This is a genomic window from Solirubrobacter pauli (genome assembly GCF_003633755.1).
Taxonomy (GTDB): Bacteria; Actinomycetota; Thermoleophilia; order Solirubrobacterales; family Solirubrobacteraceae; genus Solirubrobacter; species Solirubrobacter pauli.
Genome location: NZ_RBIL01000002.1, coordinates 709300 through 735201 on the forward strand (window position 1 = coordinate 709300; position 25902 = coordinate 735201).

The 25902-nt window shown below is 72.9% G+C and carries 19 protein-coding genes; 11 read left to right on the forward strand and 8 right to left on the reverse strand.

The annotated features are described in order from the left end of the window. Both C8N24_RS23225 and C8N24_RS23230 read left to right on the forward strand, forming a co-directional pair. Positions 1-1431 (forward strand): hypothetical protein, encoded by a 1431-nt coding sequence (locus tag C8N24_RS23225; RefSeq protein WP_121254620.1) that lies wholly within the window; start codon positions 1-3, stop codon positions 1429-1431. After that, positions 1419-2873, forward strand: a complete 1455-nt coding sequence (locus C8N24_RS23230; RefSeq protein ID WP_121254622.1) for a hypothetical protein — start codon at positions 1419-1421, stop codon at positions 2871-2873. The genes C8N24_RS23225 and C8N24_RS23230 overlap by 13 nt, the downstream gene beginning before the upstream one ends. Here C8N24_RS23230 and C8N24_RS23235 read toward each other — a convergent pair. After that, on the reverse strand, positions 2870-4339 hold the full coding sequence (locus C8N24_RS23235) for a WS/DGAT/MGAT family O-acyltransferase (RefSeq protein ID WP_121254624.1): 1470 nt from the start codon (positions 4337-4339) through the stop codon (positions 2870-2872). The two genes, C8N24_RS23230 and C8N24_RS23235, sit on opposite strands and share 4 nt — an antisense overlap. A 21-nt stretch (positions 4340-4360) precedes the next feature. After that, positions 4361-5572 (reverse strand): MopE-related protein, encoded by a 1212-nt coding sequence (locus C8N24_RS23240; protein ID WP_147447942.1) that lies wholly within the window; start codon positions 5570-5572, stop codon positions 4361-4363. Positions 5573-5645: 73 nt separating this feature from the next. Here C8N24_RS23240 and C8N24_RS23245 point away from each other — a divergent pair, with 73 nt between their 5' ends. Then, positions 5646-6356, forward strand: coding sequence for an alpha/beta fold hydrolase (locus tag C8N24_RS23245; RefSeq protein ID WP_170179347.1), 711 nt, complete (start codon positions 5646-5648; stop codon positions 6354-6356). Here the strand turns inward: C8N24_RS23245 and C8N24_RS23250 are convergent. Then, positions 6299-6973: a hypothetical protein gene (locus C8N24_RS23250; RefSeq protein ID WP_147447943.1), complete on the reverse strand. Its 675-nt coding sequence runs from the start codon at positions 6971-6973 to the stop codon at positions 6299-6301. The two genes, C8N24_RS23245 and C8N24_RS23250, sit on opposite strands and share 58 nt — an antisense overlap. 126 nt (positions 6974-7099) lie before the next feature. On the opposite strand from C8N24_RS23250, the gene C8N24_RS23255 reads away from it, so the two are divergent. Beyond that, positions 7100-7786, forward strand: coding sequence for a class I SAM-dependent methyltransferase (locus tag C8N24_RS23255; RefSeq protein ID WP_170179348.1), 687 nt, complete (start codon positions 7100-7102; stop codon positions 7784-7786). Here the strand turns inward: C8N24_RS23255 and C8N24_RS23260 are convergent. Further along, the gene (locus C8N24_RS23260) at positions 7783-8352 is read right to left on the reverse strand and encodes a transglutaminase family protein (RefSeq protein WP_121254633.1); all 570 of its coding nucleotides are present in this window, start codon (positions 8350-8352) and stop codon (positions 7783-7785) included. The two genes, C8N24_RS23255 and C8N24_RS23260, sit on opposite strands and share 4 nt — an antisense overlap. 66 nt (positions 8353-8418) lie before the next feature. On the opposite strand from C8N24_RS23260, the gene C8N24_RS23265 reads away from it, so the two are divergent. Further along, positions 8419-9039: a cytidylate kinase-like family protein gene (locus C8N24_RS23265; RefSeq protein WP_121254635.1), complete on the forward strand. Its 621-nt coding sequence runs from the start codon at positions 8419-8421 to the stop codon at positions 9037-9039. On the opposite strand, the gene C8N24_RS23270 is transcribed toward C8N24_RS23265, so the two are convergent. Further along, positions 9023-10066 (reverse strand): proline racemase family protein, encoded by a 1044-nt coding sequence (locus tag C8N24_RS23270; protein WP_121254637.1) that lies wholly within the window; start codon positions 10064-10066, stop codon positions 9023-9025. The genes C8N24_RS23265 and C8N24_RS23270 overlap by 17 nt on opposite strands. Positions 10067-10086: 20 nt before the next feature. Between C8N24_RS23270 and C8N24_RS23275 the strand changes: the two genes are divergently transcribed. From C8N24_RS23275 to C8N24_RS23285, 3 genes are read left to right on the forward strand one after another with little or no spacing between them, the layout of a single operon-like run. Beyond that, the gene (locus C8N24_RS23275) at positions 10087-10767 is read left to right on the forward strand and encodes an SDR family NAD(P)-dependent oxidoreductase (RefSeq protein WP_147447944.1); all 681 of its coding nucleotides are present in this window, start codon (positions 10087-10089) and stop codon (positions 10765-10767) included. Positions 10768-10775: 8 nt separating this feature from the next. Beyond that, positions 10776-12134: an aldehyde dehydrogenase family protein gene (locus C8N24_RS23280; RefSeq protein WP_121254641.1), complete on the forward strand. Its 1359-nt coding sequence runs from the start codon at positions 10776-10778 to the stop codon at positions 12132-12134. A gap of 13 nt (positions 12135-12147) precedes the next feature. Next, positions 12148-13356 carry a M20 family metallopeptidase gene (locus C8N24_RS23285; RefSeq protein ID WP_147447945.1) on the forward strand — a complete coding sequence of 403 codons (1209 nt, stop codon included), beginning with the start codon at positions 12148-12150 and terminating at the stop codon, positions 13354-13356. On the opposite strand, the gene C8N24_RS23290 is transcribed toward C8N24_RS23285, so the two are convergent. Further along, entirely contained in the window at positions 13311-15158 is a 1848-nt protein-coding gene (locus C8N24_RS23290) for an acyl-CoA dehydrogenase family protein (RefSeq protein ID WP_121254645.1), read from the reverse strand. The genes C8N24_RS23285 and C8N24_RS23290 overlap by 46 nt on opposite strands. A 52-nt stretch (positions 15159-15210) precedes the next feature. Between C8N24_RS23290 and C8N24_RS23295 the strand changes: the two genes are divergently transcribed. The 3 genes from C8N24_RS23295 to C8N24_RS23305 all read left to right on the forward strand — a co-directional run bounded on the left by C8N24_RS23295 (position 15211) and on the right by C8N24_RS23305 (position 20955). Continuing rightward, positions 15211-16575 (forward strand): cellulase family glycosylhydrolase, encoded by a 1365-nt coding sequence (locus C8N24_RS23295; protein ID WP_121254647.1) that lies wholly within the window; start codon positions 15211-15213, stop codon positions 16573-16575. Positions 16576-16675: 100 nt separating this feature from the next. Further along, entirely contained in the window at positions 16676-19042 is a 2367-nt protein-coding gene (locus tag C8N24_RS23300) for a SpoIIE family protein phosphatase (protein WP_121254649.1), read from the forward strand. A gap of 92 nt (positions 19043-19134) precedes the next feature. Further along, the gene (locus C8N24_RS23305) at positions 19135-20955 is read left to right on the forward strand and encodes a methyl-accepting chemotaxis protein (protein ID WP_121254651.1); all 1821 of its coding nucleotides are present in this window, start codon (positions 19135-19137) and stop codon (positions 20953-20955) included. A gap of 50 nt (positions 20956-21005) precedes the next feature. On the opposite strand, the gene C8N24_RS34245 is transcribed toward C8N24_RS23305, so the two are convergent. Together C8N24_RS34245 and C8N24_RS23320 are read right to left on the reverse strand one after the other, a co-directional pair. After that, positions 21006-23645 carry a beta strand repeat-containing protein gene (locus tag C8N24_RS34245; protein WP_170179349.1) on the reverse strand — a complete coding sequence of 880 codons (2640 nt, stop codon included), beginning with the start codon at positions 23643-23645 and terminating at the stop codon, positions 21006-21008. 123 nt (positions 23646-23768) lie between these two features. Further along, entirely contained in the window at positions 23769-25760 is a 1992-nt protein-coding gene (locus tag C8N24_RS23320; RefSeq protein ID WP_147447946.1) for a hypothetical protein, read from the reverse strand. Positions 25761-25902 lie beyond the last annotated feature (142 nt).

Genomic DNA, 25902 nt, shown 5'->3' on the forward strand with positions numbered 1-25902 from the left:
GTGAAGTCCCGCCTGCTGATCTGCTTCGCGCTGCTGCTCGCCGCGCTGCCGCCCACCGCCGCACAAGCGGTCGAACCCGACGGTGCGCTCATCCGCTCCGCCGCGAACAACAACTGGACCTACCGGATCGTCGGTGGCGCGCCCGTGCGGATCTTCAGCTGCACGCCGTTCAACGCGTGCGAGGGCCGCAAGGACGTCCCCAACCTCGCCGGCTACGCCCAGTTCCCGAAGAACGGCGCGATGATGCGCACCGACGACGGCGCGGTCTACCGCTTCGCCGGCGGCGCCCCGCTGTGGGTCACGAGCTGCACCTACGCGCCGTGCACCCCGCGCAGCGAGGTCAACCTGGACTCGCTCAAGGACACCGCGCACGTGCGCGCGATGCCGGCGGACGGGACCGTCGTCCGCAACGTCACCGACGGCGGCTTCTACCGGTTCGCGGGCGGCGCGCCGCTGCTCGTGCGCTGCGACATGGGGCCGAACTGCGTCGGCCCGCCGCTGACCGACGGCAGGTCGATGGCGGCGATGGGCACGCATCCCGCCGGAACCGCGCGGATGCGCCAGTACCCGGCCAACGGCACGGTCGTGGTCAACGGCGACGACAACGCCACCTACCGCTTCGCGGGCGGCGCGCCGCTGCCCGTCGGGCCGGTCACCACCGCCAAGCAGATCATCGACGCGCGCACGTTCGTCCAGCAGGGCACCGCCACCGCGACGCTGCCGCACATGAAGGCCTTCCCGGACGACAACACGTTCCTGACGACCGGCAGCGCCTGGTGGCGCGTCGCCGGCGGCGCGGCCGTCGCGCTGACCAACTGCAGCGTGCTCGCGAACTGCGCCGGCGCGGTCGCGGTCGACCCCGGCACGATCTCCAGCAACGGCGCCGGGCGGCTGCTGCCCGTGCCGCGCGACGGCACGGTCCTGCGCGGCGTGCCGTCCAACGTGCTGTGGGAGATCGTCTCGGGCCAGCGCCGGCAGACGTTCGTCAACGTCCCGGGCGTGTCGGTCGACGACGGCGCGATCGGCCTCATCCCGGTGCCGGCCGGCCCGGCGCCGGTGGTGCTTCCGCCCGCGTTCAAGCCGTCGATCTCGAGCGGCTACAAGGTCTTCCGCCGCTACACGCGGTTCACGTCGCTGAAGGTCGGCGCCGCGCCGGCGGGGTCGGTCGTGACCGTGAACTGCAGCGGCAAGCGCAAGGGCTGCCCGTTCAAGAAGCAGAAGTACTACAAGCTCAAGGGCTCGTCGCTGAACGTCTACGCGCGCTGGTTCAAGAAGGCCAAGCTCAAGAGCGGCGCGACCGTCACCGTCCGCGTCTCCAGCCCCGCCGGTGAGCGCAAGCAGATGGTGTTCAAGATCCGCTCGCGCAAGCTGCCGGTCCGCACCACGCGGTGCGCGGCCGCGGGCGGCAAGCTCGGGAAGTGCGCGTCGTGATCCGCGCGGCCCTGGCCGCGCTGGCGGTGCTGCTCGTCGTGCCCACGGTCGCCCTGGCCGACGGCGAGTTCGTGCAGGTCAACGGCGATCCGAGCGGCAAGGTCTACCGGATCGTCGGCAGCGCGCCGCTGTGGATCGGCCCGGGGGTCTGCGCGGCCGCCAACTGCTACCAGGGGATCACGTACGTGAACGACCTGAGCGCCTATCGCCAGACCCCGGCCGACGGCGCGCTCACCTACGGCGGCAGCGACGGCGCCACCTATGGCACGTACCGCTGGGCGGGCGGCGCGCCGCTGTGGATCTCGAGCTGCGGCTACGGACCCGGCTGCGGCGCGCAGATCCTGATCGACGACACCGCCTACGGCGACACCCCGCACGTGCGCCAGTTCCCGGCAGACGGCACCGTGGTGCGCAACGTCACCGACGGCGCGGCGTACCGGTTCGCCGGCGGAGCCCCGCTGCTCGTGCGCTGCGACCTCGGCCCGGGCTGCGCCGATCCGACTCAGGTCGACGGTGGCACCTTCGAGCGGCTCGGCTCCTTCAACGGGCCCAAGCACATGCGCTCGTACCCGGCCGACGGCACGACCGTGCAGAACATCGAGGACGGCGTGTTCTACCGGTTCGCGGGCAACACCCTGCTGCCGCTGTCCGGTTGCGCGGGCTGCTCGGCCGTGATGATCGACGGCCTGACGTTGCGGCTCGCGGGCACCGGAACGCCGACCCAGCCGCACATCGCGGCCGCGCCCGCCGAGGGCACGTTCCTGGCGACCGAGTCGCACACCTACCGTGTCGCCGGCGGCGCGGCGGTGCAGCTCACCGACTGCGCGCAGCTCGGCGGTTGCAAGGGCGCCGTCACGGTCGACTCCGGCACGATCGCCTCGCTCGGCGGTGGCCGCCTGCTCGCGACGCCCAAGGACGGCACGGTGCTGCGCGGGCTGCCATCCAAGCGCACGTGGGAGATCGTCGGCGGCAAGCGGCGTGAGACGTTCATCGCCGGCGTCGGCGGCATCGAGGTCGACGACGGCGCGATCGACCTGATCACGATCGACGCGCCGCCGCCGCCCCCACCGCCGGCGCCCGCGCCGTTCAAGCCGTCGATCTCCAGCGGCTACAAGGTCTTCCGCACGTACACGCGGTTCACCTCGCTCAAGGTCAAGGACGCGCCGGCCGGCTCGGTGGTCACCGTGAACTGCAGCGGCAAGCGCAAGGGCTGCCCGTTCAAGAAGCAGAAGTACTACAAGCTCAAGGGCTCGTCGCTGAACGTCTACGCGCGCTGGTTCAAGAAGGCCAAGCTCAAGAGTGGCGCGACCGTCACCGTCCGCGTCTCCAGCCCGACCGGCGCGCGCAAGCAGATGGTGTTCAAGATCCGGTCGCGCAAGCTGCCGGTGCGCACCACGCGCTGCTCGTCGCCGGGCGCGAAGCTGGCCCGCTGCACGACCTAAAGGCCCTGGGCCTTTAGGTTCTCGAGCTCCTGGAGGGCGTGCGCGGCGCCCTCCAAGAAGCTCCAGGCGTCGTCGATCTGCTCGCGGTCGCCGACGATGCCGAAGTCCACGCGGTTCTTGTACGAGACGACCGTGATGTTCAGCCCGACGCCGTCGACGATCACGCTCAGCGGGTAGTTCGCGGTCAGCTCCGCACCCGCGCAGTACAGCGAGCTGCGCGGGCCCGGGACGTTGGAGATCACCAGGTTCAGCGGCGGGCGCGTGCGGCTGAGGATGTCGACCGTGTTGCGCGCGGCCAGCGAGGCGACCGCCGGCGGGATGAACGCGGTCGCGTCGGTGAGCAGCGAGGCGGGCAGGGCGCTGTGGCGCTCCTTGGCGCTGCGCAGCAGCTCGTGGGTGCGCCGCAGGCGCTGCTCCGGGTCGGGCTCGTTGGTCGGGATCGGCACGACCATCATCGAGATCCGGTTGCCCCACGTGCCGCGCTCGTCACGACGGCGGACGGACATCGGGATCATCGCCACCAGCGGGTCCTCGGGCAGCGCGTCCCGCTCCTGCAGCCACTCGCGCACGGCGCCGGCGCACAGCGTCACCACCACGTCGTTGACCGTCACGCCGAACTCGCGCCGGATCTGCCGCACCGAGTCGAGCGAGAGCGAGCCGAACGCGAAGCGCCGGTGCGCGCTGACCGGCCCGTTGAACGGCGTCTTGGGCGGCCGCGCCTTGGTCACCTCGAGGATGTCCGTGGACTCGTCGGAGCCGAGCGTCCGGCGGACCCGCGAGTAGACGTGGGAGAGCGTCGGCACGCCCGGCAGCGCGTTCGCGCCCGGCAGATCGGTGAACCCCTGGATCGTGCGCGGCAGCGAGCGCAGCGCGCGGAGCGGCTGGCGGGGGAGGCCGCGCAGGCCGCGCAGCAGCATCGCCCGGTCACGGGGGAGCGAGGCGGGCGGCGCCGGCGTGACGGGCGTCGGGTCCACGACACGCCCTTCCGGCTCGGGGTCCAGCACGACGCCCATGATCTCGTTGCCGCTCAACCCGTCCACGACGGAGTGGTGGATCTTCGTCAGCAGCGCCACGCGCCCGCCCTCGAGCCCGTGGATGACGTAGATCTCCCACAGCGGGCGGCCGCGGTCCAGCGGACGCCCGAACACCCGCTGGACCGTCTCCGCGAGCTGGCGGTCGTCGCCGGGCGCGGGCAGCGCGGTCTCGCGGATGTGGAACTCGAGGTCGAAGTCCGGGTCCTCGACCCAGTACGGCAGGTCGAGCCCGAGCGGCACCGGCACCAGTCGCCACCGCAGCGGCGGCAGCAGGTGCAGCCGCGACTCGAGCAGCGCCTTGACCTCCGGCGCGCCGAGCTTGCCGCCCGGCGCGGTCGACGGGTCGTAGATGCCCAGGAAGGCGACGTGCCCGTAGATCCGGGCGGATTCGACGTTCAGGAACTGCGCGTCGAGGCTGCTGAGCTGCCGCACTCGACTGAGCTTATGGCACGCTCACGCGCAAGTCCTGGTCGGCTTCGTCGCGCCCGGTGCCAGGCACAGGTAGGCGGTGAGCGGCGCGCGCCGCTTGCGCATGGTGAAGCGGGCGACCTTGCCGTTGAACCCCGGCACGAGCACGCGGATCTCGAGCGTCGCGCCGACGCGCAGCTTGGCCTTGCGGAAGTACTGCCGGCGCAGGTCCAGCGTGCCGCCCTTGGCGTTGAAGCGGCGCACCGAGAACGGGCAGCCGCGTCCGGCGCAGCGCAGCTCGACGCGCGCGTTGACCGGCGCGCCGCGGACCTTGAGCGTCGTCACCTTCGTCGTCTTGGTGCTCGCCAGCCACTGGTTCTGGAAGCTCGCGGCGACGGTCGGCAGGGCGTCCGTGCCGTTGCAGTCCTCGTCGAGGCCGTTGCCCGGGATCTCGGTCGCGCCCGGCTTGACCAGCGGCGCGAAGTCGTTGCAGTCGGTGTCCTCGAGCACGCCGTCCCCGTCGCGGTCGGCGAGCGTGAGCGTCACGCCCGCGGTCGCGGTGGCGAAGTTGCCCACGTGGTCGATGGCGCGGGCGATCAGCGTGTGCGTGCCGGCGGGCACCTGGTCGGCCGGCACGCTGAGCGTGAACGTGCGCCCGTCCGCCTGCGGGCTGTTGACCGTGAACGTCTTGCCGCCCACGCTGAAGTCCACGCGCAGGATGCCGCGGTTGTCGGTCGCGTCCACCGTCGCCGTGAGCGTCCCGGCGCGGTTCGTCGTCGGCTCGACGCTCTTGAAGCCGACCGAGGGCGGCAGCGACGGCAGCACCGTGTAGTCCAGGTAGACGCCGGAGCCCGCGACCCACGCCACCTGCTCGCGGACGACCTCGAACACCTCGCGGTAGGTGGTCGGCGTCGCCACCGAGGGCGCGAGGATCTGGAAGTCGAAGCGCCCGCGCTGACCGGGGGCGACCGCCTGCGGCGAGACGCGCGCGGCCCGGAAGTTCGACATCCACGACGGATGCGCGAAGGGCGACGCCCGGTTCTGCGGGTTCGAGGTTCCCAGGAAGACATCGGCGTTCGACCAGAACTGCGTGCCGGTGTTCGTGTACTCGAAGAACTGCGAGACCACCTCGCCGCTCTCGAGCGTCAAGTAGCAGCACTGGTTCTCGAACCTCGCTTGGTACTCCTGCGCCTGGGCGGGAGCGGCGAGAACGGCGTACAGGAGCAACGCTCCGAGAAGGCGAGCGACGACAGACATCGACGGGCAGTGTGCCGACCTCGCGGGCGGTTCGCCAGCCGCAAGTGCTGCGGGCGTGCCATCCTGGCGCTCCTTGTCCCTTGTCCTGCTGCACCCGCTCGGGACCGACCGGCACATCTGGGACCCGGTCCTGCCCTTCCTGAGCGGCGACGTGGTCGCGCTCGACCTGCCCGGCTTCGGCACCCAGCCGCCGCTGCGTGGGGAGGAGACGGTCACACCGCGCGAGCTGGCGGAGGCGATCCACGCGCGGCTCGGCTCCGGCCGTCCGCACGTGGCCGGGATCTCGCTCGGCGGCTGGGTCGCGCTGGAGCTGGCGCTGGCGGGCTGGGCCGCGTCAGTCACCGCGATCGCGCCGGCGGGCCTGTGGGCGCAGCCGCTCGCGCCCAAGCGCTCGACCGCCCGCCTGGCGGCGCGTGCGCTCTCGCCCGCGCTGCCCGTCCTGCTGCGGCGCCCGCGCGGCAAGCGCGCGGCGCTGATCGGCACGATGGCGCACCCGGAGCGGGTGCCGTACCCCGACGCGCTGCGGATCGTCCGCGCCTACGGCGACGCGCCCGGCTTCGAGGCGGCGAACCGCGGGATGCGCGCGGGGCGCTTCACCGGCCTCGACGCGATCGACGTGCCGTTGACGCTCGCCTGGCCCGAGCACGACAAGCTCGTGTCGCGCCCGGCGCACGTGCCGGAGACCGCCCAGGAGCTGTTCCTCGCCGGGTGCGGCCACATGCCGACCTACGACGACCCGGAGGCGGTCGCGCGGGTCCTGCGGGCGGGCGCCGCGCTCTCGTAGCTCCAGATCGCGTAGTCGAGCGCCCGGGCGCTCACGCCGAGCTCGGCCGCGGCGGCGACCACCAGCTCGTGAGCGCGCGCGGCGCTGACCTTGGCCTCGGTGGTGCGGGTGGCGGCGGCGACGAAGCGGCGCAGCATCCGGTCGGCCTTGACGGTGTCGTGGCCGGTCGCGATCAGCAGCGCGTCCCACGAGGTGCCGGACTTCTGGCCCGGGACCGTGATCCACAGCTCGCGGACCGCATCGGTGAGCCCGCTCACGTCGGTCACCCCGGCGCCGGCCAGCAGCGTGGCCTCGCGGTGTACCGCCTCGGCCTTGAGGATGCCGTTCGTGGTGCTCGTGCGCTGGCGGTTCTTGACGGCGTCGGCGAACGCCTCCGGGCCGCCGATGCGCTCGATCCAGGCCGCGAGGTCGGCTGGGGTGCCGTCGGCGTCGTCGCGGAGGGCCTGATAGCGGGCGAGCACGTTGGCGACGCCGCCGGCGCGCACGCCGATCGACCAGACGGCGTCGATCAGCGCGAGCGAGAGGTCGTGCTGGATGTCGGCGACCTCCCATGCGGAGGGGTCGCCGAGCGTCTGCACGTGCTGGACGACGCGCTGAAGGGCGGTTATTCTGGGCACCGGACGCCTCTGCTCTTCATCACCGCACATCACAGCACCGCCGCCGGCTGACACGGGCCGTACCTCAGTCCCTGTTCAGCTCCGTTCGGAGGTCTCATCGAAATGCGCGTTCCCGACGATTGGTTCGTGGGGTTCCATGAAGGGCTGGCCGCACGCTTTTGGCAGGCGGCCGGCGAGGCGATGCTCGACGCGGACTTCGCGGTGGTGGCGGCGCTGCTGCCGCCGAGCGGTTCCGTGCTCGACGTCCCGTGCGGCGACGGCCGGTTGAGCCGTCGCCTGGCCGAGGCCGGCTACGACGTGACCGGCATCGACATCGCGCCGGGTGCGCTGGCGCTCGCGCCGCCCGGTCTGCGCCTGCAGCAGGGCGACTTGCGGGCGCTGCCGGACATCGGCCCGGTCGACGCGGCACTCAGCTGGGGCAACAGCTTCGGCTATCTCGCGCCGAAGGACACCGCCCGCTCGCTCGCAGGGCTGCGGCGCGTCGTCAAGCCGGGCGGCACGCTCATCCTCGAGTCCGGCGCGGTCGCCGAGTCGATGCTCGCGCGCGGCGTCAGCGGGCGGTCGGAGCACGGCTTCGGTGGCATCACCATGCGCTCGGCGCGCACCTACCGCCCGCAGGAGAGCCGGCTCGAGGTCGAGTCGGAGTTCGAGGCCGACGGCGTCGTCGAGCACGGGCGCGCCGCCTACTACGTCCACACCACCGGCGAGGTGGTGCGGATGCTGCACGCCGCGGGCTTCGCGGACGTCGAGCTGCGCGGCGACGACGGCCCCTACGAGGTCGGCGCGCCACGCATGATCGCGGTCGCGCGCTAACGCATCGGCAGCCGGCTGCGCAGCATGGCTGCGCGGCCGGCGCGATCGTGGTCCCCGACCTTCTCGTAGCGCTCCGACAGCCCGAGCAGCGCGGCGAAGGCCAGCTCGTGCGCGCAGTGGCGGCGGAGGCTCCACGGGTCCGCCTTCGAGCCGTCCATCGTCGCGTCCACGAGCCACAGCCGGTCACCGTCGCCGAGGCCGGCGTACCAGCCCGTCGGAGCCGACAGCACGTGCACGTGCAGGCCGGCGCGGCGCCCGACCTCGGTCGCGATCGCGGCGAGGATGAGCGGGTGGCCGGCGCGGGATTCCAGCGCGGCGTCCAGCCACAGCCCGGCGACGCTCGAGCGGTCGGCGTCGAAGCCCGGGTCGGTGTCGAGGATGTTCGCGAGCTCGGCCGCGGCGACCTGCAGGTCACCGGTCGCCAGGCCGAACAGCGGGAGGGCCAGCTCGTCGAGCCGGGCGTCGGTGGCGGCGACGTCCACGTCGCGGAACTCGCCGGCCAGAGCCAGCAGGAGGTCGGCGACGGGAGGGCAGCCGCCGCATGCGAGACGGGAGAAGCCTTCCATTTCCGACCAACGCTATCAGGATTTGTTAGGTGACCCTAACTCGACGTCCGGGGTAGCACTGGAGCCATGACGATCGTGACGGTCTCGGCCTCCTACGGCGCCGGTGGCGCCCTTGTCGGGCCGCAGCTCGCGGAGCGCCTCGGCGTGCCGTTCTTCGACCGCGCGCTGCCGACCGAGGTCGCCGAGCGCCTCGCGATCCCGCTCGAGGAGGCCAAGGCGCGCGACGAGTCGATCGGCGGCGTCTTCAGCCGGATGGCGATGCGGCTGGCGCCGATCGGGCTCGCGTTCGGCGCGGAGACCGCCCCGGACGCGGTCGACGAGGAGTCCTACCGCCGCACGACGGAGGCGGTCATCCGCGAGCACGCGGCGGACGGTGCCCTCGTCGTGCTCGGTCGCGCCGGCGCGCTCGTGCTGCGCGACGACCCGCGGGCGCTGCACGTCCGGCTCGACGGCCCGCGTGAGCGCCGTGTCGAGCAGGCCCAGCGGCTCGGGGACGGGGACGACCAGGAGGCCGTCGGCAAGCGCCTGGACGAGAACGACCGGGCCCGCGAGGCCTACGTCAAGCACTTCTACCACGCCGATCCGCACGACTCGGCGCTTTACCACCTGACGATCGACTCGACCGCCGTGCCACTCGACGCCGTGGTCGACATCATCGAGCGCGCGGCGGTCAGCCGCGGACGTTGAGCGTGCCCTCGACGTCCCCGGCGCCCCACGTGTCGCCCAGCTTGAAGCCGCCGCCGAGCGGGTCGCTTGGGTCCACCACGAGCTGGTGGTAGCCGGTGATCCACGCCCGCCCCGACACGGCCGGCACGACGGCGTCGAGGGAGCCGACCTGGGTCCGCGACACCACGCGCCCGACGAACCGCGTGTCGATCACGCTCTCGGCGGTGTAGGTCTCGGCCATCGTCCCGCGCGCGGCGCGCACGGCGATCTGCGCCGACGTCGCCGTGCCCGTGGGCGAGCGGTCCAGCCGGCCGGGGGAGACGATCGTCGCGTGCCGCCCGTCGCCGCCGACCCGCGGGGGCGCGGTGAAGACGACGAACGAGAGGTGCGAGAGCTCCGGGATGAGCGGGTGCGCGACCCTCAGCTGCTCGTTGACGTGCGGGCGGATGCGCTCGCCGAGCGTCGCCAGCTCGCGTGCCTCGTCGGGCCCGATCGAGAAGCCGAGCGCGCCCGCGTCCACGAAGGCGATGAACGCGCCGCCGTAGGCCACGTCCACGGTGATCGTCCCCAGGTCGGGCACCTCGACCGGCGCGTCCAGCGCCGTCGCGAACGACGGCACGTTCTCGAACTCGATCCGCTCGACGACGCCGTCGCTGACCCACGCCCGGACCCGCACGAGCCCCGCCGGCGCCTCCAGCACCAGCTCGGTCACCGGCTCGACCTTCGCGATCACGCCGGTTTCGAGCAGCACCGCGGCGGTGTTGATCGTGTTCGTGCCGGACATGCCCTCGTAGGACGAGGACTCCATGATCACGAAGCCGGCGTCGGCCTCCGGATGGGCGGACTCGAAGACGATGTCGCCGCTCAGCGGCGCCGACCCGCGCGGCTCGAACAACAGCACGCGGCGCAGCGTGTCGTCGGCTTCCAGCGCGCGCATCTTCTCGAGCATCGTCGTGCCCGGCACGTCCAGCACGCCGCCGACGACGATCCGGCTGGGCTCGCCCTCGGCGTGGGCGTCGACGCACTGGATGACCCTTGCGATCCGCATCCGTGCCACGCTACCGGCCGATGTTGGTCGTCGTCACCGGAGCGGGGTCAGGGATCGGGCGGGCGGCCGTGCGCCGGTTCGCGGCCACCGGCGCGCGCGTGCTCGCCGCCGACGTGGACTTCCAGAAGGCCCACGAGACGTGCGCGGGCCTGCCGTACGCGACGCCGCACCGGGCCGACGTGACCCGGCGCGAGGACGTCGAGGCGCTGCTCGCGAAGCACGATCGGATCGACGTCTACTTCAACAACGCGGGCATCCCCGAGACGGTCAAGCCACTCGCCGAGATCACGCGCGAGGAGTGGGACCGGGTGCTCGACGTCAACCTGACGAGCCTCTTCGTGGCCGCCCAGGTGGCCGCGCCGAAGCTCAAGGGCGGCGTGCTCATCCAGACCGGCTCGATCATCGCCAGCCGCCCGCGCGCCGGCCTCGCCGCGTACGTCGCGGCCAAGGCGGGCGTGATCGGGCTCGCCCGTGGCCTCGCCGCCGAGCTGGCCCCCGACGTGCGGGTGAACGTGATCAACCCCGGCCCGGCGAACACGCCGATGCTGGGCGGGTTCGGCTTCGACGCCGACGTGGCCCAGGCGCTGCCGCTCAAGCGCCTGGTCGAGCCCGAGGACATCGCGGACGCCGCGGTCTACCTGGCGACCGCCACGGCGGTCACCGGCGCCGTCTTCAACATCGACGCGGGACGCGACCTGTGACGTCATTCATGGCGGTGGACCCCTCGACGGGGCACGAGTTCGCCCAGCTTCCGGCCACCGGGCCCGCGCAGGTCGGGGAGCTCGTCGAGGACGCGCGCCGCGCGCTGGCCGAGGAGCGCGACTGGCGCACGCCCTACGTGCGCGGCAAGGCGCTGCTGCGGATGGCGGCGCTCGTCGAGGAGCAGGGCAACGAGCTCGCCGACCTCGAGACCCGGGACACCGGCAAGCCGCTGTCCCAGAGCCAGGCGGACGTGCGCGCCACGATCCGCTACCTCGAGTACTACGCCGGGTCGATCGAGCGCCTGGAAGGCCGGCAGATTCCGCTCGGCCCCGACGCGCTCGACTACACGGTCCGCGAGCCGTGGGGCGTGTGCGCGCAGATCATCCCCTGGAACTACCCGCTGCAGGTCGCGGCCCGGTGCGCCGCCCCGGCGCTCGCGGCGGGCAACGCGGTGATCCTCAAGCCGTCCGAGCTGGCGTCGATCACGCCGCTGCGGCTCGCGCAGATCGCCGAGGCCGCGGGCGTGCCGCCGGGCCTGTTCCAGGTGGCGACCGGGGACGGGAGGACCGGCGACGCGCTCGTCCGCCATCCCGGCGTCGACCACGTGACGTTCGTCGGCTCCGCGGCCACCGGGGCGGAGGTGGCCGCGGTCTGCGCGCGGCGGCTGGTCCCGGTCGAGCTGGAGCTGGGCGGCAAGTCGCCGAACGTCGTCTTCGCGGACGCGGACCTCGAGCGCGCCGTCCCGTCGATCGTGCGCGGCCTGCTGCAGAACGCCGGCCAGAGCTGCTCCGCCGGCTCGCGGCTGCTGGTCGAGCAGGCGATCTACGAGGACGTCTGCGCGCGGGTCGCGACCGCGTTCGCCACCGTCAGGATCGGCCCCGGCATCGAGGATCCGGACCTCGGGCCGCTGATCTCCCAGCGCCAGCACGACCGCGCCACCGGGATGCTCGAGACGGCCCGGCTGGCCGGCGCCCGCGTGCTCGGCGGCGCGCCGCGGGAAGGGCTGTTCCTCGAGCCGGCGCTCGTCACGCGCGTGAAGGCCGACATGGAGATCTTCCAGGAGGAGGTCTTCGGCCCGGTGCTGGTCGCGGCGCCGATCGACGACGAGCGCCACGCCGTCCAGCTCGCCAACGCCACCGCCTACGGGCTCGTCGCCGGCGTCTGGACCAAGGACCTCCGGCGCGCGCACCGGGTCGCGTCCGGCATCCGGGCGGGGCAGGTGTTCGTCAACGGCTACGGCGTCGGCGGCGGGGTCGAGCTGCCGTTCGGCGGGATGGGCCGCAGCGGCTACGGACGCTCGAAGGGCATCGAGGCGCTGCTCGCGTACAGCCAGACCAAGAACGTGTGGATTGCGCTCGACGGCTGACATCCTCGCGGCGGTGGACGCGCGCGCCGACGAGCTCGTCGCGCTGCTGCAGCGGATGATCCGGTTCCCGACGGTCAACCCGCCCGGGGAGGCCTACGAGGACTTCGTCGCCGACCTGCGCGCGGTCCTGGACGGCTACGGCTACGCCACGGAGGTCCATCGCGCACCCACCGCGCTGGCACCGCTCGGCCAAGGCCTGCCGCGCCCGAACCTGATCGGCAAGCTCGCCGGCGACGGGCCGCTCGTCCACCTCAACGGCCACTACGACGTCGTGCCCGTCGGCCACGACTGGACCCGGGACCCGTTCGGCGGGGAGCTGGCCGACGGCCACGTCTACGGCCGCGGTGCCGCCGACATGAAGAGCGGCCTCGCGGCCCAGCTCATCGCCGTCGAGGCGCTGCGCGCGGTCGGCCTGCGGCCCAACGTCCACCAAAGCGCCGTCCCCGACGAGGAGACCGTCGGCGTGCGCAACGCCGGCATGGGCTGGCTGGTGGAGCAGGGGCTGCTCGAAGGGGACGCGGTGATCATCACCGAGCCGTTCGGGCCCGACGGCGTCGGCATCGGCCACAAGGGCGCGATCTGGGGCGAGATCACGATCTTCGGCAAGCAGGCGCACGGCTCGGCGCCGCAGCTGGGCGTCAACGCGGTCGAGCGCATGGCGCGCTACCTCGCGCACCTGGACGAGCATCTGCGCCCGCGGCTCGAGCAGCGCGTGACCGACTACGGCGTCACGCCCGACAACCAGCGCTCGACCCTCTCGTTCGACACGATCCGCGGCGGCCACGCGACGAACATCGTCCCCGACCGGTGCACGGTCACCTTCAACCGGCGGCTGATCCCGGGCGAGGACCTCGACGAGGCCCGGCGCGAGCTGCTCGCGCCGCTCGACGGCGTCCGCCACACCTACCACGAGCTCTACTCCACGCAGCCGACGCTCGTCTCCACCGACGAGCCGGTGGTCCAGGCCGCGCAACGCGCGGTGCGGGCGCTCGGCCTGGAGCCACGGATCCTCATCTCCGCCGGCTCGGACGACCAGCGCTTCGTCGTCCACAACGCCGGCATCACCAACTCACTCGTCTACGGCCCGGGCCAGACCGGCCTGAGCCACGTGGCCGACGAGCGCATCAGCGTCGCCGACCTCGTGCTCGGTGCGAAAGGGCTGGCCCTGATCCTCGCTCAGCTGTCGGAGGGGTCCACGATGCCCTCTTCGAGCCACGTGTAGCGGCCGTCGAGGAGCTTGACCGCGGTCGAGTAGCCCGCGTCGTCGTCGTTGGACCAGAGCGCGTGGAACAGCTCGTCCGCGCGGCGCTTGGCCTGCGCGCAGAACAGCTCGGCCAGCTCGCGGGCGGCGTCGGCGCGCTCGGGGGTCTCGCGCGCGATCGTGTCGGCGTAGACGACCGCCGCGGAGATCGCGAACAGCTCGGCGCCGATGTCGACGATCCGGCCGAGGAACGTCTGGCGCTGCTCGAGCTTGGCCTGCCAGCGGCCCATGGCGTAGAACGTCGAGCGGGCGAGCCGGCGCGAGGAGCGCTCGGCGTAGCGCAGGTAGGTCGCGAGCGAGCCGAACTCGTCGTAGCCGGACGGCTTGTGCCCCTCGCCGACGACGAGCTTCGGCAGCCACTTGGCGTAGAACGTGCCCGCCGCGACGGCGCTCTTGGCCTTGTCGGGCAGCGGGGTCTCGGGCTCGAGGATGTCGCCCGCCACCTGCAGGTGCTGGTCGACGGCCTCGCGCGCGATCAGCAGGTGCATGATCTCGGTCGAGCCCTCGAAGATGCGGTTGATGCGCATGTCGCGCAGCGCCTGCTCGGCGGGGATCGGCTTCTCGCCGCGCGCCTTCAGCGACTCGGCGGTCTCGTAGCCGCGGCCACCGCGGACCTGGAGGAGGTCGTCGAGGACCTTCCAGCCCAGCTCGGAGCCGTAGAGCTTGGCGATCGCGGCCTCGATGCGGATGTCGTTGCGCTTCTCGTCGGCCAGGCGCGAGGCGACGTCGAGCATCGCCTCCAGGCCGAACGCGGACGCGGCGATGAACGCGTTCTTCTGGGCGACGGCGTCGTGCTTGCCGATCGGCCGGCCCCACTGGACGCGCTCGGACGACCACTCGCGCGCGATCTTCGTCGCCCACTTGGACTGGCCGACGCAGATCGCCGGCAGCGCCAGGCGGCCCGTGTTGAGCGTGGAGAGCGCGATCTTGAGACCCCAGCCCTCCTTGCCGATCAGGTTCTCCGCCGGCACGAAGACGTCCTTGAGCTCGGTGACCGAGTTCTCGATCCCCTTCAGGCCCATGAACGCGTTGCGGTGCGTGACGGTCACGCCCTCGGTCTTGTAGTCCAGGACGAACGCGCTGATGCCGCCCTTGTGGCCCTCGGACTTGGGCACGCGCGCCATCACGACGACGATGTCGGCGATCGCGCCGTTCGTGGCCCACAGCTTCGTGCCGTTGAGGATGTAGCCACCCTCGGTCGGCTCGGCGGAGGTCGCGACGCGTGCCGGGTCGGACCCGACGTCCGGCTCGGTCAGCAGGAACGCGGAGATGTCGGTCTTGGCCACGCGGGGCAGCCACTCGCGCTTCTGCTCCTCGGAGCCGAACATGCGCAGCGGCTCGGCCACGCCGATCGACTGGTGCGCGCTGAGCAGCGCGCCCAACGCGCCGTGGTACGTGCCGACCATCGCCAGCGCGCGGTTGTAGTAGACCTGCGAGAGGCCGAGCCCGCCGTACTCCTCGGCGACCTTCATCCCCATCGCGCCGATCCCCTTGAAGCCCTCGATCACGTCGTCGGGGATCTTCGAGTCGCGCTCGATCTGCAGCGGGTCGACCCGCTCCTCGAGGAACGTGCGGAGGGTCTTCAGGAACGCCTCGCCCTTCTCGACAGCGGCAGCGTCGAGCTTGGGCTGGGGATGGATCAGGTCCAACCGGAAGTTGCCCAGGAACAGCTCTTTGCCGAAGCTGGGCAGCTTCCAGTCCTGCTCGCGCGCGGCTTCGGCGACCTGCCGAGCCTCGCGTTCGCTCACGTCGGTCGTAGCCATCCGTTGATTACACCGCAACTCCGGCAGGAGTAATCGCGTTTGGGTCACACATATGCGCCTGCTTCTCGCCGTCTTCGCTGCTCTGCTCGTGTTCTCCGCCCCCGCGCACGCCGCTGGGCCGCAGTTGGGGATCGCGGACGACCGGCTGCTCCTGCAGGGCGGCGCGGAGGCCGACAAGGCGCTCCTGGAGTGGCAGCAGAACGGCATCCAGACCGTGCGCATCTACGCGCTGTGGTCGCGGGTCGCGCCGTCGTCGCCGACCGGCGAGTACTCGTGGGACCAGCTCGACCACGCCGTCAACCGCGTGGTCGGCGCGAACATGAAGCCGATCCTCACGATCACCGGCCCCGGGCCGCTGTGGGTGAGCCGGCGCTCGGAGCGCGGCGAGACCCGCTACGACCCCGATCCCAAGCTGTTCGCCGAGTACGCGCGCCTGGTGGCCGAGCGCTACGCCGACCGCGTGGACACGTACATCGTCTGGAACGAGCCCAACCTCGGCGGCTGGCTGCGGCCGCAGGCGGCCTGCTTCGGCAAGGTGTGCAACTCGGTCTCGCCCCACCTGTACCGCGACCTCGTCAACGCCGCCTACCCGGCGATCCACGGCGCCGACCGCACCGCCAAGGTCCTGATCGGCGCGATGTCGAGCCGCGGCAGCCGGCTCACGACCGAGAACTCCAACCACACGCCGCTCGCGTTCCTGCGCGCGCTCGGCTGCGTCGACGCCACGTTCAAGAAGCAGTCCAACGGCCGCTGCAAGGGCTTCAAGGCGCCGCAGGCCGACGGCTTCGCGTTCCACCCGCACGGCGTCCTGGCCGCTCCCGAGCAGGTGTTCCCGAACAAGGACGACGTGTCGATCGCGTCGCTCTCGCGGCTCACCTCCACGCTCGACAAGCTCCAGAAGGCCAAGCGGCTCAAGAGCACCACGAGCAAGCTGGGCCTCTACCTGGACGAGTTCGGCTACCAGACGAACCCGCCGGACAAGTTCGCCGGGATCTCGCTGGCGCAGCAGGACCAGTGGCTCCAGCGCGCCGCGTACCAGGCGTGGCGCAACCCGCGCGTGAAGCTGTTCGCGCAGTACCTCTGGTACGACGAGCCGCGCAGCCTCAACAACGAGAACGGCGGCTGGCAGTCGGGCCTGCGCTTCACCGACGGCCGCGCGAAGCCGGCGCTCAAGCACTTCGCCATGCCGTTCGCGCTCGACGCCGGCAAGGGCCGTCTCTGGGGCCAGGTGCGCACGCGCGAGACGCGCAGCGTGAAGGTCCAGCGCAAGCTCGCCGGGAGCTCCTCGTGGAAGACGATCGGCACGCGCAAGACCGACTCGCAGGGCTACTGGAGCTGGACGACGCGGCTGACCGTCGGGGCCTCCTACCGCTACCAGGCGGCGGGAGCGACGAGCGCGACCGTCAAGCGGCAGTAGTGTTCGCGACAGGCTGAGCACGAGCACCGGACCCGACCACGCGGCACGCTTTGCAGCGCTGGAGGCGCTGTTAGGGGTCACGTCGGCTCTGTCCGGCGCGTTGACGCCGGAGCACGTCGGGGCCGCCGTCGCCGAGCATGGCGCGCGGGCGCTCGGCGGCACGGGCGGGATCGTCTACGCGCTCGAGCGCGGCGACCGGCTGCAGGTCGTCGGGTCCTGGGGCTATCCGGCCGACGTCGTCGAGGCGTACGGGACGCTCGCGCTGGACGAGGCGCTGCCCGCGCCGCGCGCCGCGCGCGAGCGCCGCACGGTCGCCGCCGACTCGCCCGCGGAGATCGCCGAGCGCTACCCGGCGCTCTCCGGCATCCACCGTGGCTCGCTGTGCGCGGTCCCGATGCTCGCCGGCGCGGACGTCGTGCTCGGCGCGTTGGCGGTGTTCCGCGGGGACCACACGCGGGCGTTCCTGCCCGCCGAGCGCGAGCTGCTGGAGGCGCTGGCCCGCGTATCGGCGCACGCGCTCGAGCGCGCCTCGCTGCACAGCCGGCTGCACCGGCTGCAAGCGACGACGGCCGACCTCGCCCGGGCGCTGACGCCGCACGAGGTCGCCGCGACGGCGGCCGCACAGGGAGCGGAGGCACTCGGTGCCTCGAGCGCGTGGGTGGCGCTGCTCGACGACGGCCGGCGGACGCTCGAGCTCGCGCACGCCGCCGGGCACGCGGACAGCACCATGCAGCGCTTCCGGTCGTTCTCGCTGGACGCCGACCTGCCGCTGGCCGAGGCCGCGCGCACCCGGTCGGCGCTGTGGCTGGAGGGCGCGGACGCGATCTTCGGCCGCTACCCGTTGTTCGCCCAGGTGCGGCCGCAGGCGCAGGCGGCGGCGCTGCTGCCGCTGACGAACGAGGGCGCCGCGCTGGGCGCGATCGGGCTCGTGTTCGACACGCCGCGCGCGTTCGCGCCGGCTGACCGCGACTACCTGCTCACGCTCACGCGGCTGTGCGGCCACGCGCTCGGGCGGGCGCAGCGCTACCAGGACGAGCACGACCTGGCGCTCACCCTCCAGCAGGCGCTGCTGCCGAGCGGCCTGCCACGGGCCGAAGGGGTCGAGCTCGCGGTCCGCTACCTGCCGAGCGCGGACGGCGCCGCGGCGGGCGGAGACTTCTACGACGCGCTCGAGCTCACCGCGGGTCGGGTGGGGATCGCGGTCGGGGACGTCGTCGGGCACGGCCCGGGGGCGGCCGCGGCCATGGGCCAGCTGCGCGGCGCCTTGCGTGCCTACGCCCTGGAAGGGCGCTCCCCGGCGCGGGTGCTGCAGCTCCTCAGCCGCTACGCCGACGGCGTGCCCGGCGCGCGCGGCGCGACCGTCGCCTACGCCGTGATCGACCCGGCCGCCCGCGAGGTCCGCTACGCCGCCGCCGGGCATCCGCCACCGCTGCTGCTCCTGCCGGACGGCTCCACCCGCTACCTGGACCGGGCGCGCGGCGTCCCGCTCGACCGCGCGCTCGGGCACATGTACGTGGACGCGATGGCCACGGTGCCGGAGGGGGCCACGCTCATCCTGTACTCGGACGGCGCGATCGAACGCCGCGACGAGACGCTCGACGCCGGGCTGGCGCGGCTGTCGGCCGCGGCGGTCGCGGCCGGCCACGCCGAGCCCGAGGCGCTCGCCACCGAGCTGGTCTCGGCGCTCCTGGACGGGGCGGACCGCACGGACGACGTCGCGCTGCTCGTCGCACGCGTCCACCGGCCCGCGCTCACGCCGTTGCGGCTGTGGTTCGCCGCCCGCGCCGACCAGCTGGCGGTCGTGCGCGAGGCGATGCGCGGCTGGCTCGCCTCCGCCGACGTGGACCGTGGCGACGCCGAGATGCTCGTGCTCGCCGCCGGAGAGCTGTGCGCGAACGCGGTCGAGCACGCCTACGGGGGCGAGGGAGAAGGGTCGGTCGAGGTCTCGCTCAGCCGCTCCCCGGGCGGGTCGCTCGTGCTCGTCGTGCGCGACCGCGGCCGCTGGCGCCCGCCACCGGCCGATCCCGGCGTCCGCGGACGCGGCCTGGTGATCGTCCGGGGGTTGATGACATCCGTCGACATCGACGAAGGCACCGACGGGACCACCGTCACCGCCCGCTACCGGCCCGCCGGGTTCGTGGTCGAGGTCCCACCGGCCGGCCCCGCGCTCGTCGAGCTCGAACGCTCGGGCGAGGCGACGATCGTCCGCATCGTCGGGGAGGTCGACGAGGTCAACGAGCGGCACGTCGAAGCGGAGCTCGCCGGGCTGGGTGGCGAGCCGGTGATCGTGGACCTGTCCGCGCTGACCTTCATCGGCAGCGCCGGCATCCGCATCCTGTTCGGGCTGTCCGATCGCGCACAGCGGCTCGTGGTGGTCGTGCCGCCGGACGCACCGTTCCGGCGCGCGCTCGAGCTGGCCGAGCTCGGCCGCGCCGCTCGTCTGGTCGACCGACTCCAGGACGTCTGATCGACGGAGGCGCGGTCAGAGAAGTTGCCGGTCTGGTTCTCTTCCGTACTTTCCCGAAGCAGATCGGTGGAGGGGCGGTCGATGAGCTGAACATGAGGCTTTCAATCAAGACCAAGCTCCTGGCGATCGTCGCGCTGCTGATCGCGCTGATGGCGGTCGTCGGGTTCGTGGGCATGCGCGGCACCACGACGGTCGCCGACGAAGCCCACGCCATGTACACGCACGCCGCCGTGCCGCTGGCGGACATGGGCGTCGCCCGCGCCAAGCTCAACGAGAACCGGGCGTTCCTGAACAACCACATGCTCGAGCGGTCCGGGGCCGACAAGCAGGCGCTGGAAGGCAAGATCGCCGCCAATTCGGCCGAGACCGACAAGCGGCTCGCGGCCGTCGAGCGGACGCTGCAGACCGACACGGGCAAGCGCTCGTTCGCGGAGCTCATGACCGCGCGCGACGCGTACGGCAAGGTTCGCGACCGCGTCCTGGCGCTCTCGCGTGCCAACCGCGAGGCGGAGGCGTACGCGCTCAACAAGGCCGAGGGCGTTCCCGCGTTCGGCGCCGTCGCCGGCGCGTTCACGAAGCTCTTCGAGTCCAAGGTCGCGCTGGCGAAGTCCGGCGATGCCGACAGCGTCGACGCCGCCGCCTCGGCCAAGCTGCTCTCGCTGCTCCTGATCATCGTCGCCGGCCTGGTCGGCTTCGCGATCGCGTTCGTGGTCGCCAACGCCATCGTCAGGGGTGTCCGTCGCGTCCTGGGCGCCGCGGACAGCATCGCCGAGGGCGACCTCGGCACCGAGCTGGACGTCGCGAGCAAGGACGAGATCGGCGACCTCGCGAAGGCGATGGAGCGCATGATCGCCTACCTGCAGGAGATGGCCACGGCCGCCGACCGCGTCGCCGCGGGCGACCTCACGGCCGAGGTGCACCCGCGCTCGCAGCGCGACGCGCTCGGCACCGCCCTGACCGGCATGGTCGCGAACCTGAGCGAGCTGGTGGGCGGCGTCAACGACAGCGCGGGCACGCTGTCCGCCGCCTCACAGGAGATGGCGTCGACGTCGCAGGAGGCCGGCCGCGCGGTCGGGGAGATCGCAGCCGCGATCGGCGAGGTCGCCATGGGGGCCGAGCGCCAGGTGCGCGGCGTCTCCAGCGCCCGCGACGCGGGCGACCAGGTGTCCACGGCGGCGCGCAACTCGGCGCAGCACGCGCAGGCCGCGGCCCGCGTCGCCGAGGAGGCGCGTGAGCTGGCCCGTGAGGGCGTCGACGCCGCCGAGCACGCGACCCAGGCGATGACGGCCGTGCGTGCCGCCTCCGAGGAGGTCACGGGCGCGATCGAGCAGCTCGCCTCCAAGTCCGAGCAGATCGGCGGGATCGTCGAGACGATCACCGCGATCGCCGAGCAGACGAACCTGCTGGCGCTCAACGCCGCGATCGAGGCCGCCCGGGCGGGTGAGCAGGGCAAGGGCTTCGCGGTCGTCGCGGAGGAGGTCCGCAAGCTCGCCGAGGAGTCGCAGGCGGCCGCGGGGCAGATCAGCGGCCTGATCGGCGAGATCCAGGCGGAGACGCGCAACGCCGTGTCGGTCGCCGGTGACGGCGTCGCGCGCACCGCCGAGGGCGCGACCACGGTCACGCACACGCGCGAGGCGTTCCTGCGGATCGGCGGCTCGGTCGAGGACATGGCGGCGCGTGCCGCGGAGATCGCGGCCGCCGTCGACCAGATCTCCGCCGGTGGCGAGCAGCTCGAGCGCGAGATCGGCGACGTCGCGAGCGTCGCGGAGCAGTCGTCGGCCTCGGCCGAGCAGGTGTCGGCGGCCACGCAGCAGACGTCCGCCTCCACGCAGGAGATCGCGGCCTCCGCCGAGGAGCTGGCGGCCACGGCCGAGCAGCTCGAGCGGATGGTCGCGCGCTTCACGCTCGCGTGACGAGCGGCCGGACCGGCTCGGCGACGCCGAGCCGGTCCGGTGCATGGGGGTCAGAGCCGGAACGTGGCCTTGATCAGGTCGCGCACGCCGGGGCCGACGTAGACGCCGTCGTCCTCGAGGTTGTTGATGTGCACGGTGTCCAGCGTCGGCTCGGACCCCGTGAGGTAGGCGAAGGTCGGCAGCCCGGCCTCGATCACGGTGTCGCCCTCACGCGTGAGGTTGATCCGCTCGGCCTTCGGCGTGCCGTCGAGGGTCACCGTGTCGGCCGCCAGGTCCCCGGCGCCGTCGGAGCCCGCGAGGTCCACGCGCACCGTCTTGAGCGGCGTGCCGGAGAGGTCGTGCACGGCGACGTTGTCGACGCCGCCCAGCGTGCGCACCGCCCACTCCTCGACGTTCGCGAGGTCCAGGTCGATCGCGGCGATGTTGCGGGTGACGTGGACGTGCCGGTCCGCGGTCGCGGTGAGCGCGATGTCCTCGCCCGCGTTGGAGCCGTTGAAGTCCTGCTCGTCGAGGCCGGACTGGCCGTCGACGACATCGCTGCCGTCGCCCGGGTCCCACTGGAAGTGGTCGTTGCCGGCGCCCATGCGGGCCGTGTCCGAGCCGCGGTTGCCGTCGACCAGGTCGTCGCCGTTGCCGCCCAGCAGCAGGTCGTCGCCGTCGCCACCGCGCAGCGTGTCCTCGCCGTTGCCGCCGTCCAGCGTCAGGTGGGTGAGCAGGCCGATGCCGTTGAGGCCGTTGATCGTGTCGTTGGCCTCGCCGCCCTTGACCACGAGCTCCTCGACCGCGGTCGTGCCCAGCAGCGGCGCGCCCGGGGCGAAGGTGCGGACGACGCCTGCGCCGTCGGGCGCGATCCCGATCGTGTCGCCGTCGCCCGTGCCCGTGTAGGTGGCGGTGTCCGTGCCCGGCCCGCCGTCGGCGTTCACGCGCGCCTCGCCGGTCGCGGCCGCGCTGGCGAGGGTCGTGTCGTCGCCGTCGAGCAGCGCGGCGGTGGCGCTGTCCTGGAGCTCGAGCCCGGTCACGCGCACGGTCGGCTTGAGGCCGGAGATGACCGCGGTGGTGCCGTCGGAGCCGAGCGTGACGCGGTCGGCGCCGGTCGTGCCCTCGGCGACCACGCGGTCGACGGCGAGGTCACCCGCGCCGTCGAAGCCGGCGACGTCCACGGCCGCGGAGCGCAGGTCCGTGCCGGCGAGGTGGCCGACGGTCACGTCGTCGACGCCGCCCAGCGCGCGGATCGCCGCGGCCTCGACGCCGTCCATGTCCAGCGTGATGTTGGCGATATTGCGGAACACGGTCACGCGCGGGCCGTTGGCGGCCAGCGTGATCTTCTCGCCCACGTTGGCGCCGTTGAAGTCGAGCGTGTCGGTGCCGCCGTCGCCCTCGACCACGTCGGACTGGTCGCCCGGGTCCCACTGCAGGTGGTCGTCGCCCGTACCGCCGCGGACGGTGTCGACGCCGCGGTTGCCGTCCACCAGGTCGTCGCCGGCGCCGCCCAGGAGCTTGTCGTCGCCGTCGCCGCCGGTCACCCGGTCGTCCCCGGTGCCGCCGTCCATGGTGAGCGCGGTGAGCGTCGCGATGCCGTTGAGGCCGGACAGCGTGTCGTCGCCCGTGCCGCCCTTGACGAGCAGGCGCTCGACCGCGGCCGCGTTGAAGGTCGGCGCGCCGGTCGCGAACGCCGCGACGGGACCGCCGTTGGGGCCGACGCCGATCGTGTCGTCGCCGGGCGTGCCGGCGTAGGTGGCGGTGTCGGTGCCCTCGCCGCCGTCGGCGCCGACCTGCACGGTGCCCGTGGGCGCGGCGGAGGCGGACGCCGTGTCGTCGCCGGCCAGCAGCGCGGCGGTGACGGTGTCGGCGGGCTCCATGCCGGTGGCACGCACGTCGACCGAGAGGCCGTCGACGATCCCGGTCGTCCCGTCCGTGGCGAGCACCGCCTTGTCGGGACCGTCGGTGCCGTTGACGATCACGCGGTCGGCCGCGGCGTCGCCGTTGCCGTCGAACCCGCTCAGGTCGACGGCCACGGCGCGGACGCCGGTGCCCGCCAGGTCGCCGACGGTCATCGTGTCGGCGCCTCCGAGTGCGCGGACGTCGACCTGCTCGACCGCCGCGAGGTCCATGGCGATCGCGGCGACGTTGCGGGTGAAGCGGGCGTGCGTGCCGTCCGCGGTCAGCGAGAGCTCCTCGCCGATGTTCGCGCCGTTGAAGGCGAGCGTGTCGGTGCCCGCGTCGCCGGCGACGGCGTCGGTGCCGTCGCCCGGGTCCCACTGGAAGCGGTCGTCGCCGGCGCCGAGCGCGACCGTGTCGGCTCCCTGGTTGCCGTCGACGAGGTCGTTGCCGGTGCCGCCGAGGAGCGTGTCGGCGGAGGCGCCGCCGAACAGCGTGTCGTTGCCGCTGCCGCCGTCGACGGTGAGGTGCTCGAGGAGGCCCTGGACGCGGACCTCGTCGTCACCTCCGCCCGCGGTCACGCCCACGGCGGTCAGCGCGGCGCGCGGGTAGGTGAAGTCGATCGTGCCGTCGGCGCCGACGTCGCCGTAGAGCGTCGTGCTGTCGGTGACGAGGTGCAGCGTGTCGGACGCGCCGTCACCGGCGATCCGGAGCGTCGAGCCGTCGAGGCTCGTCGTGTACGAGGCCATCGCCGGAGCGGCGAAGGCCAGTGTGCCGGCGAGGCCCGCGCCGAGCGCGGCGCCTCGCAACACCTTCGGGGACAATGGGTCTCCTTCGGGGAGTGATCAGGGGAGGAGCCCGCGACTATGGGCGGCCGTCCTCCCCCGAGCAATCGGGGCGCACCCCTGGACTTTGCGTCCGCACCCCCTGAGGGGTCATCCGTTCCGGGGCGTGATCCGGGCCGTGAACGCCACCCGCGAGAAGCGCTGGTTGCGGGCGATCTGGACGGCGAGCGTCGGGCCGGCGTCCGGGGCCGAGCTCTGGCGGGCCGGGCGCATCAGGTGCGCGGCGGCGCCGGCGGGGCGGGTGAGCGGCGTGACCGTGTAGCCGGAACGGTCGCTCGTGACCTCGAAGCGGGAGATCCGGTCGAGGGCGATCCGCTGGTCGGTGACGCGCACCTGGGTGCCGTTCTTGAGCACGGCCACGACGGTGGCCTCACGACCGGTGCTCGGGAACAGGATGTCGGCGCTCAGCGCGCGGGTGCCGCGCCGCGCCACGTCCCAGCGCGTCTGGATGAAGCGCGGCGTGAACTGGTGCGTGACGCGCAGCGTGCCGTTCGAACCGCTGATCGTGCCGGTCGCGCGCAGGTCGGTGAACGCGCCGGCGAAGGACGTGCCGACGGCGCTCGCCGCGGACGCCCCGGCGCCCGACGGGGCCTTGATCAGCCGCAGCGGGGTGACGTTCTTGTCCACCGCCGAGCGGGCGACCTGCGAGGCGAGCACGCGCCGGCCGGTCACGTCGCGGATCAGCGCGCCGAAGGACGCGGGCGGCGTGCCGCCGATGTTCGCGGCCACTTCCTGCGTGCCGTTGAACAGCCGCGCGAGGTCGAGCCCGCCGTACGGGAACGCCTTCTGGTTGACGGCCACGATCGCCGTGTTGTAGGCCGGCGTGGTCACGGCCAGGCGGCCGATGTCCGGGTCGAACGCGTACAACGCCGGCGGCTCGACCGACGGCTTGGAGCCGAGGCCGGCGTCGACCGCTCGCGCCGCGTTGGCCAGCACCCGGGCCGCGCCGAGCCGCGCGCTGCCCACGCCCTGCGGGACGGCGTGCACCTTGAAGAACAGCGCGTCGGCGATCCCGCCGTCACGCTCGGCGGTGCGGGTGTAGAACCCGAGCGACTGGTCGAGCATGTACTTCGCGTAGCGCTGCCAGCGGGCGTCGCTCAGGGACGGCGCGGACGCGATCCCGATCAGCGCCTGCTGCGTCAGGCCGAGCTTCTTGGACTGGTGCCAGCGGTCGAAGCCGAGGCCGGAGTCCCAGTTCATGTACCCGCCGTGCGTCCAGTAGCCGGCGATCGCGCGCTCGATCCACTCGGCCACGACGCGCTTCTTGTTCATGTCCAGCGGCGCCATCCCGGCGCGCCGCGCCTGGTCGTAGAAGCGCGTGAAGCTGAGGACGATGTTCGCGTACTCGGCGGAGTCGACGTTCGCGGGGTGGTTCAGGCGCTCGTGGGGGAGGTAGTGGAAGCGCATGCCGGCGCCGAAGTTGGTCTTGGCCTCGCGCACGAAGCGGTTGAGCTGGGCGGCGAAGTCGCGCTTGAGCAGCGCCGGGTCGCCGGTCACGGTCGCGTCGGCGGCGTACATCAGCGAGTACCAGTTGATCTGGTTCAGGCGGATCGTCGGGTAGCGCCAGAACGAGCCACGCGCCGTGCGCGAGATCGCGTTGCGGATGGCGGTCACGGTCGACTCGGGGAGCTGCAGGGCCTCGCGGGCGCGGTAGGCGTAGACGAGGCCGTCCACGACCTCGGCGTCGAACACGAGGTGCTGGAAGCCCTTGCCGTTCATCGAGTTCGTCCAGCCGGGCGCGTGCGACTGGCCGAGCGCCGGCGACGTCACGTACGGGCCCTTGACGAGCTCGAGCGCGAGCTGGCGGGCCCGCTCGTCGTTGCGCGAAGGGCCCGTGTGGCCCTCCATCGCGGCGACCGAGTGGCCGAGCAGCATCAGCGAGTTGATCATCGGCTCGACGCCGCCACCGCCGCCCTCGTAGTAGCCCTTGCGCTCGTTCCAGAGCTTGTCGAGCTGGACCTGGAGCGTGTCGGCGGTGGCGAAGTAGGCGGTGTCGTCGTAGTTCTGGGCAGCGGCGGTCGCGGGTGCCACGAGGGCGAGCGCCGCCAGTGCGGCCGCGGCCGCGTGGCGAAGAGAGGGCATGGGGAGGGTTCCGGGGAGGGGAGGGGCTGGGGAGTGACCACAGCCTCCCGCGGAATGCGTTTGCCGACATCAGGTGGGCCCCCGGCACTTACCCCTACATTTGGGCTGTCGTGCTGGCCGCACCCCAACGCCGGTTGTTGGC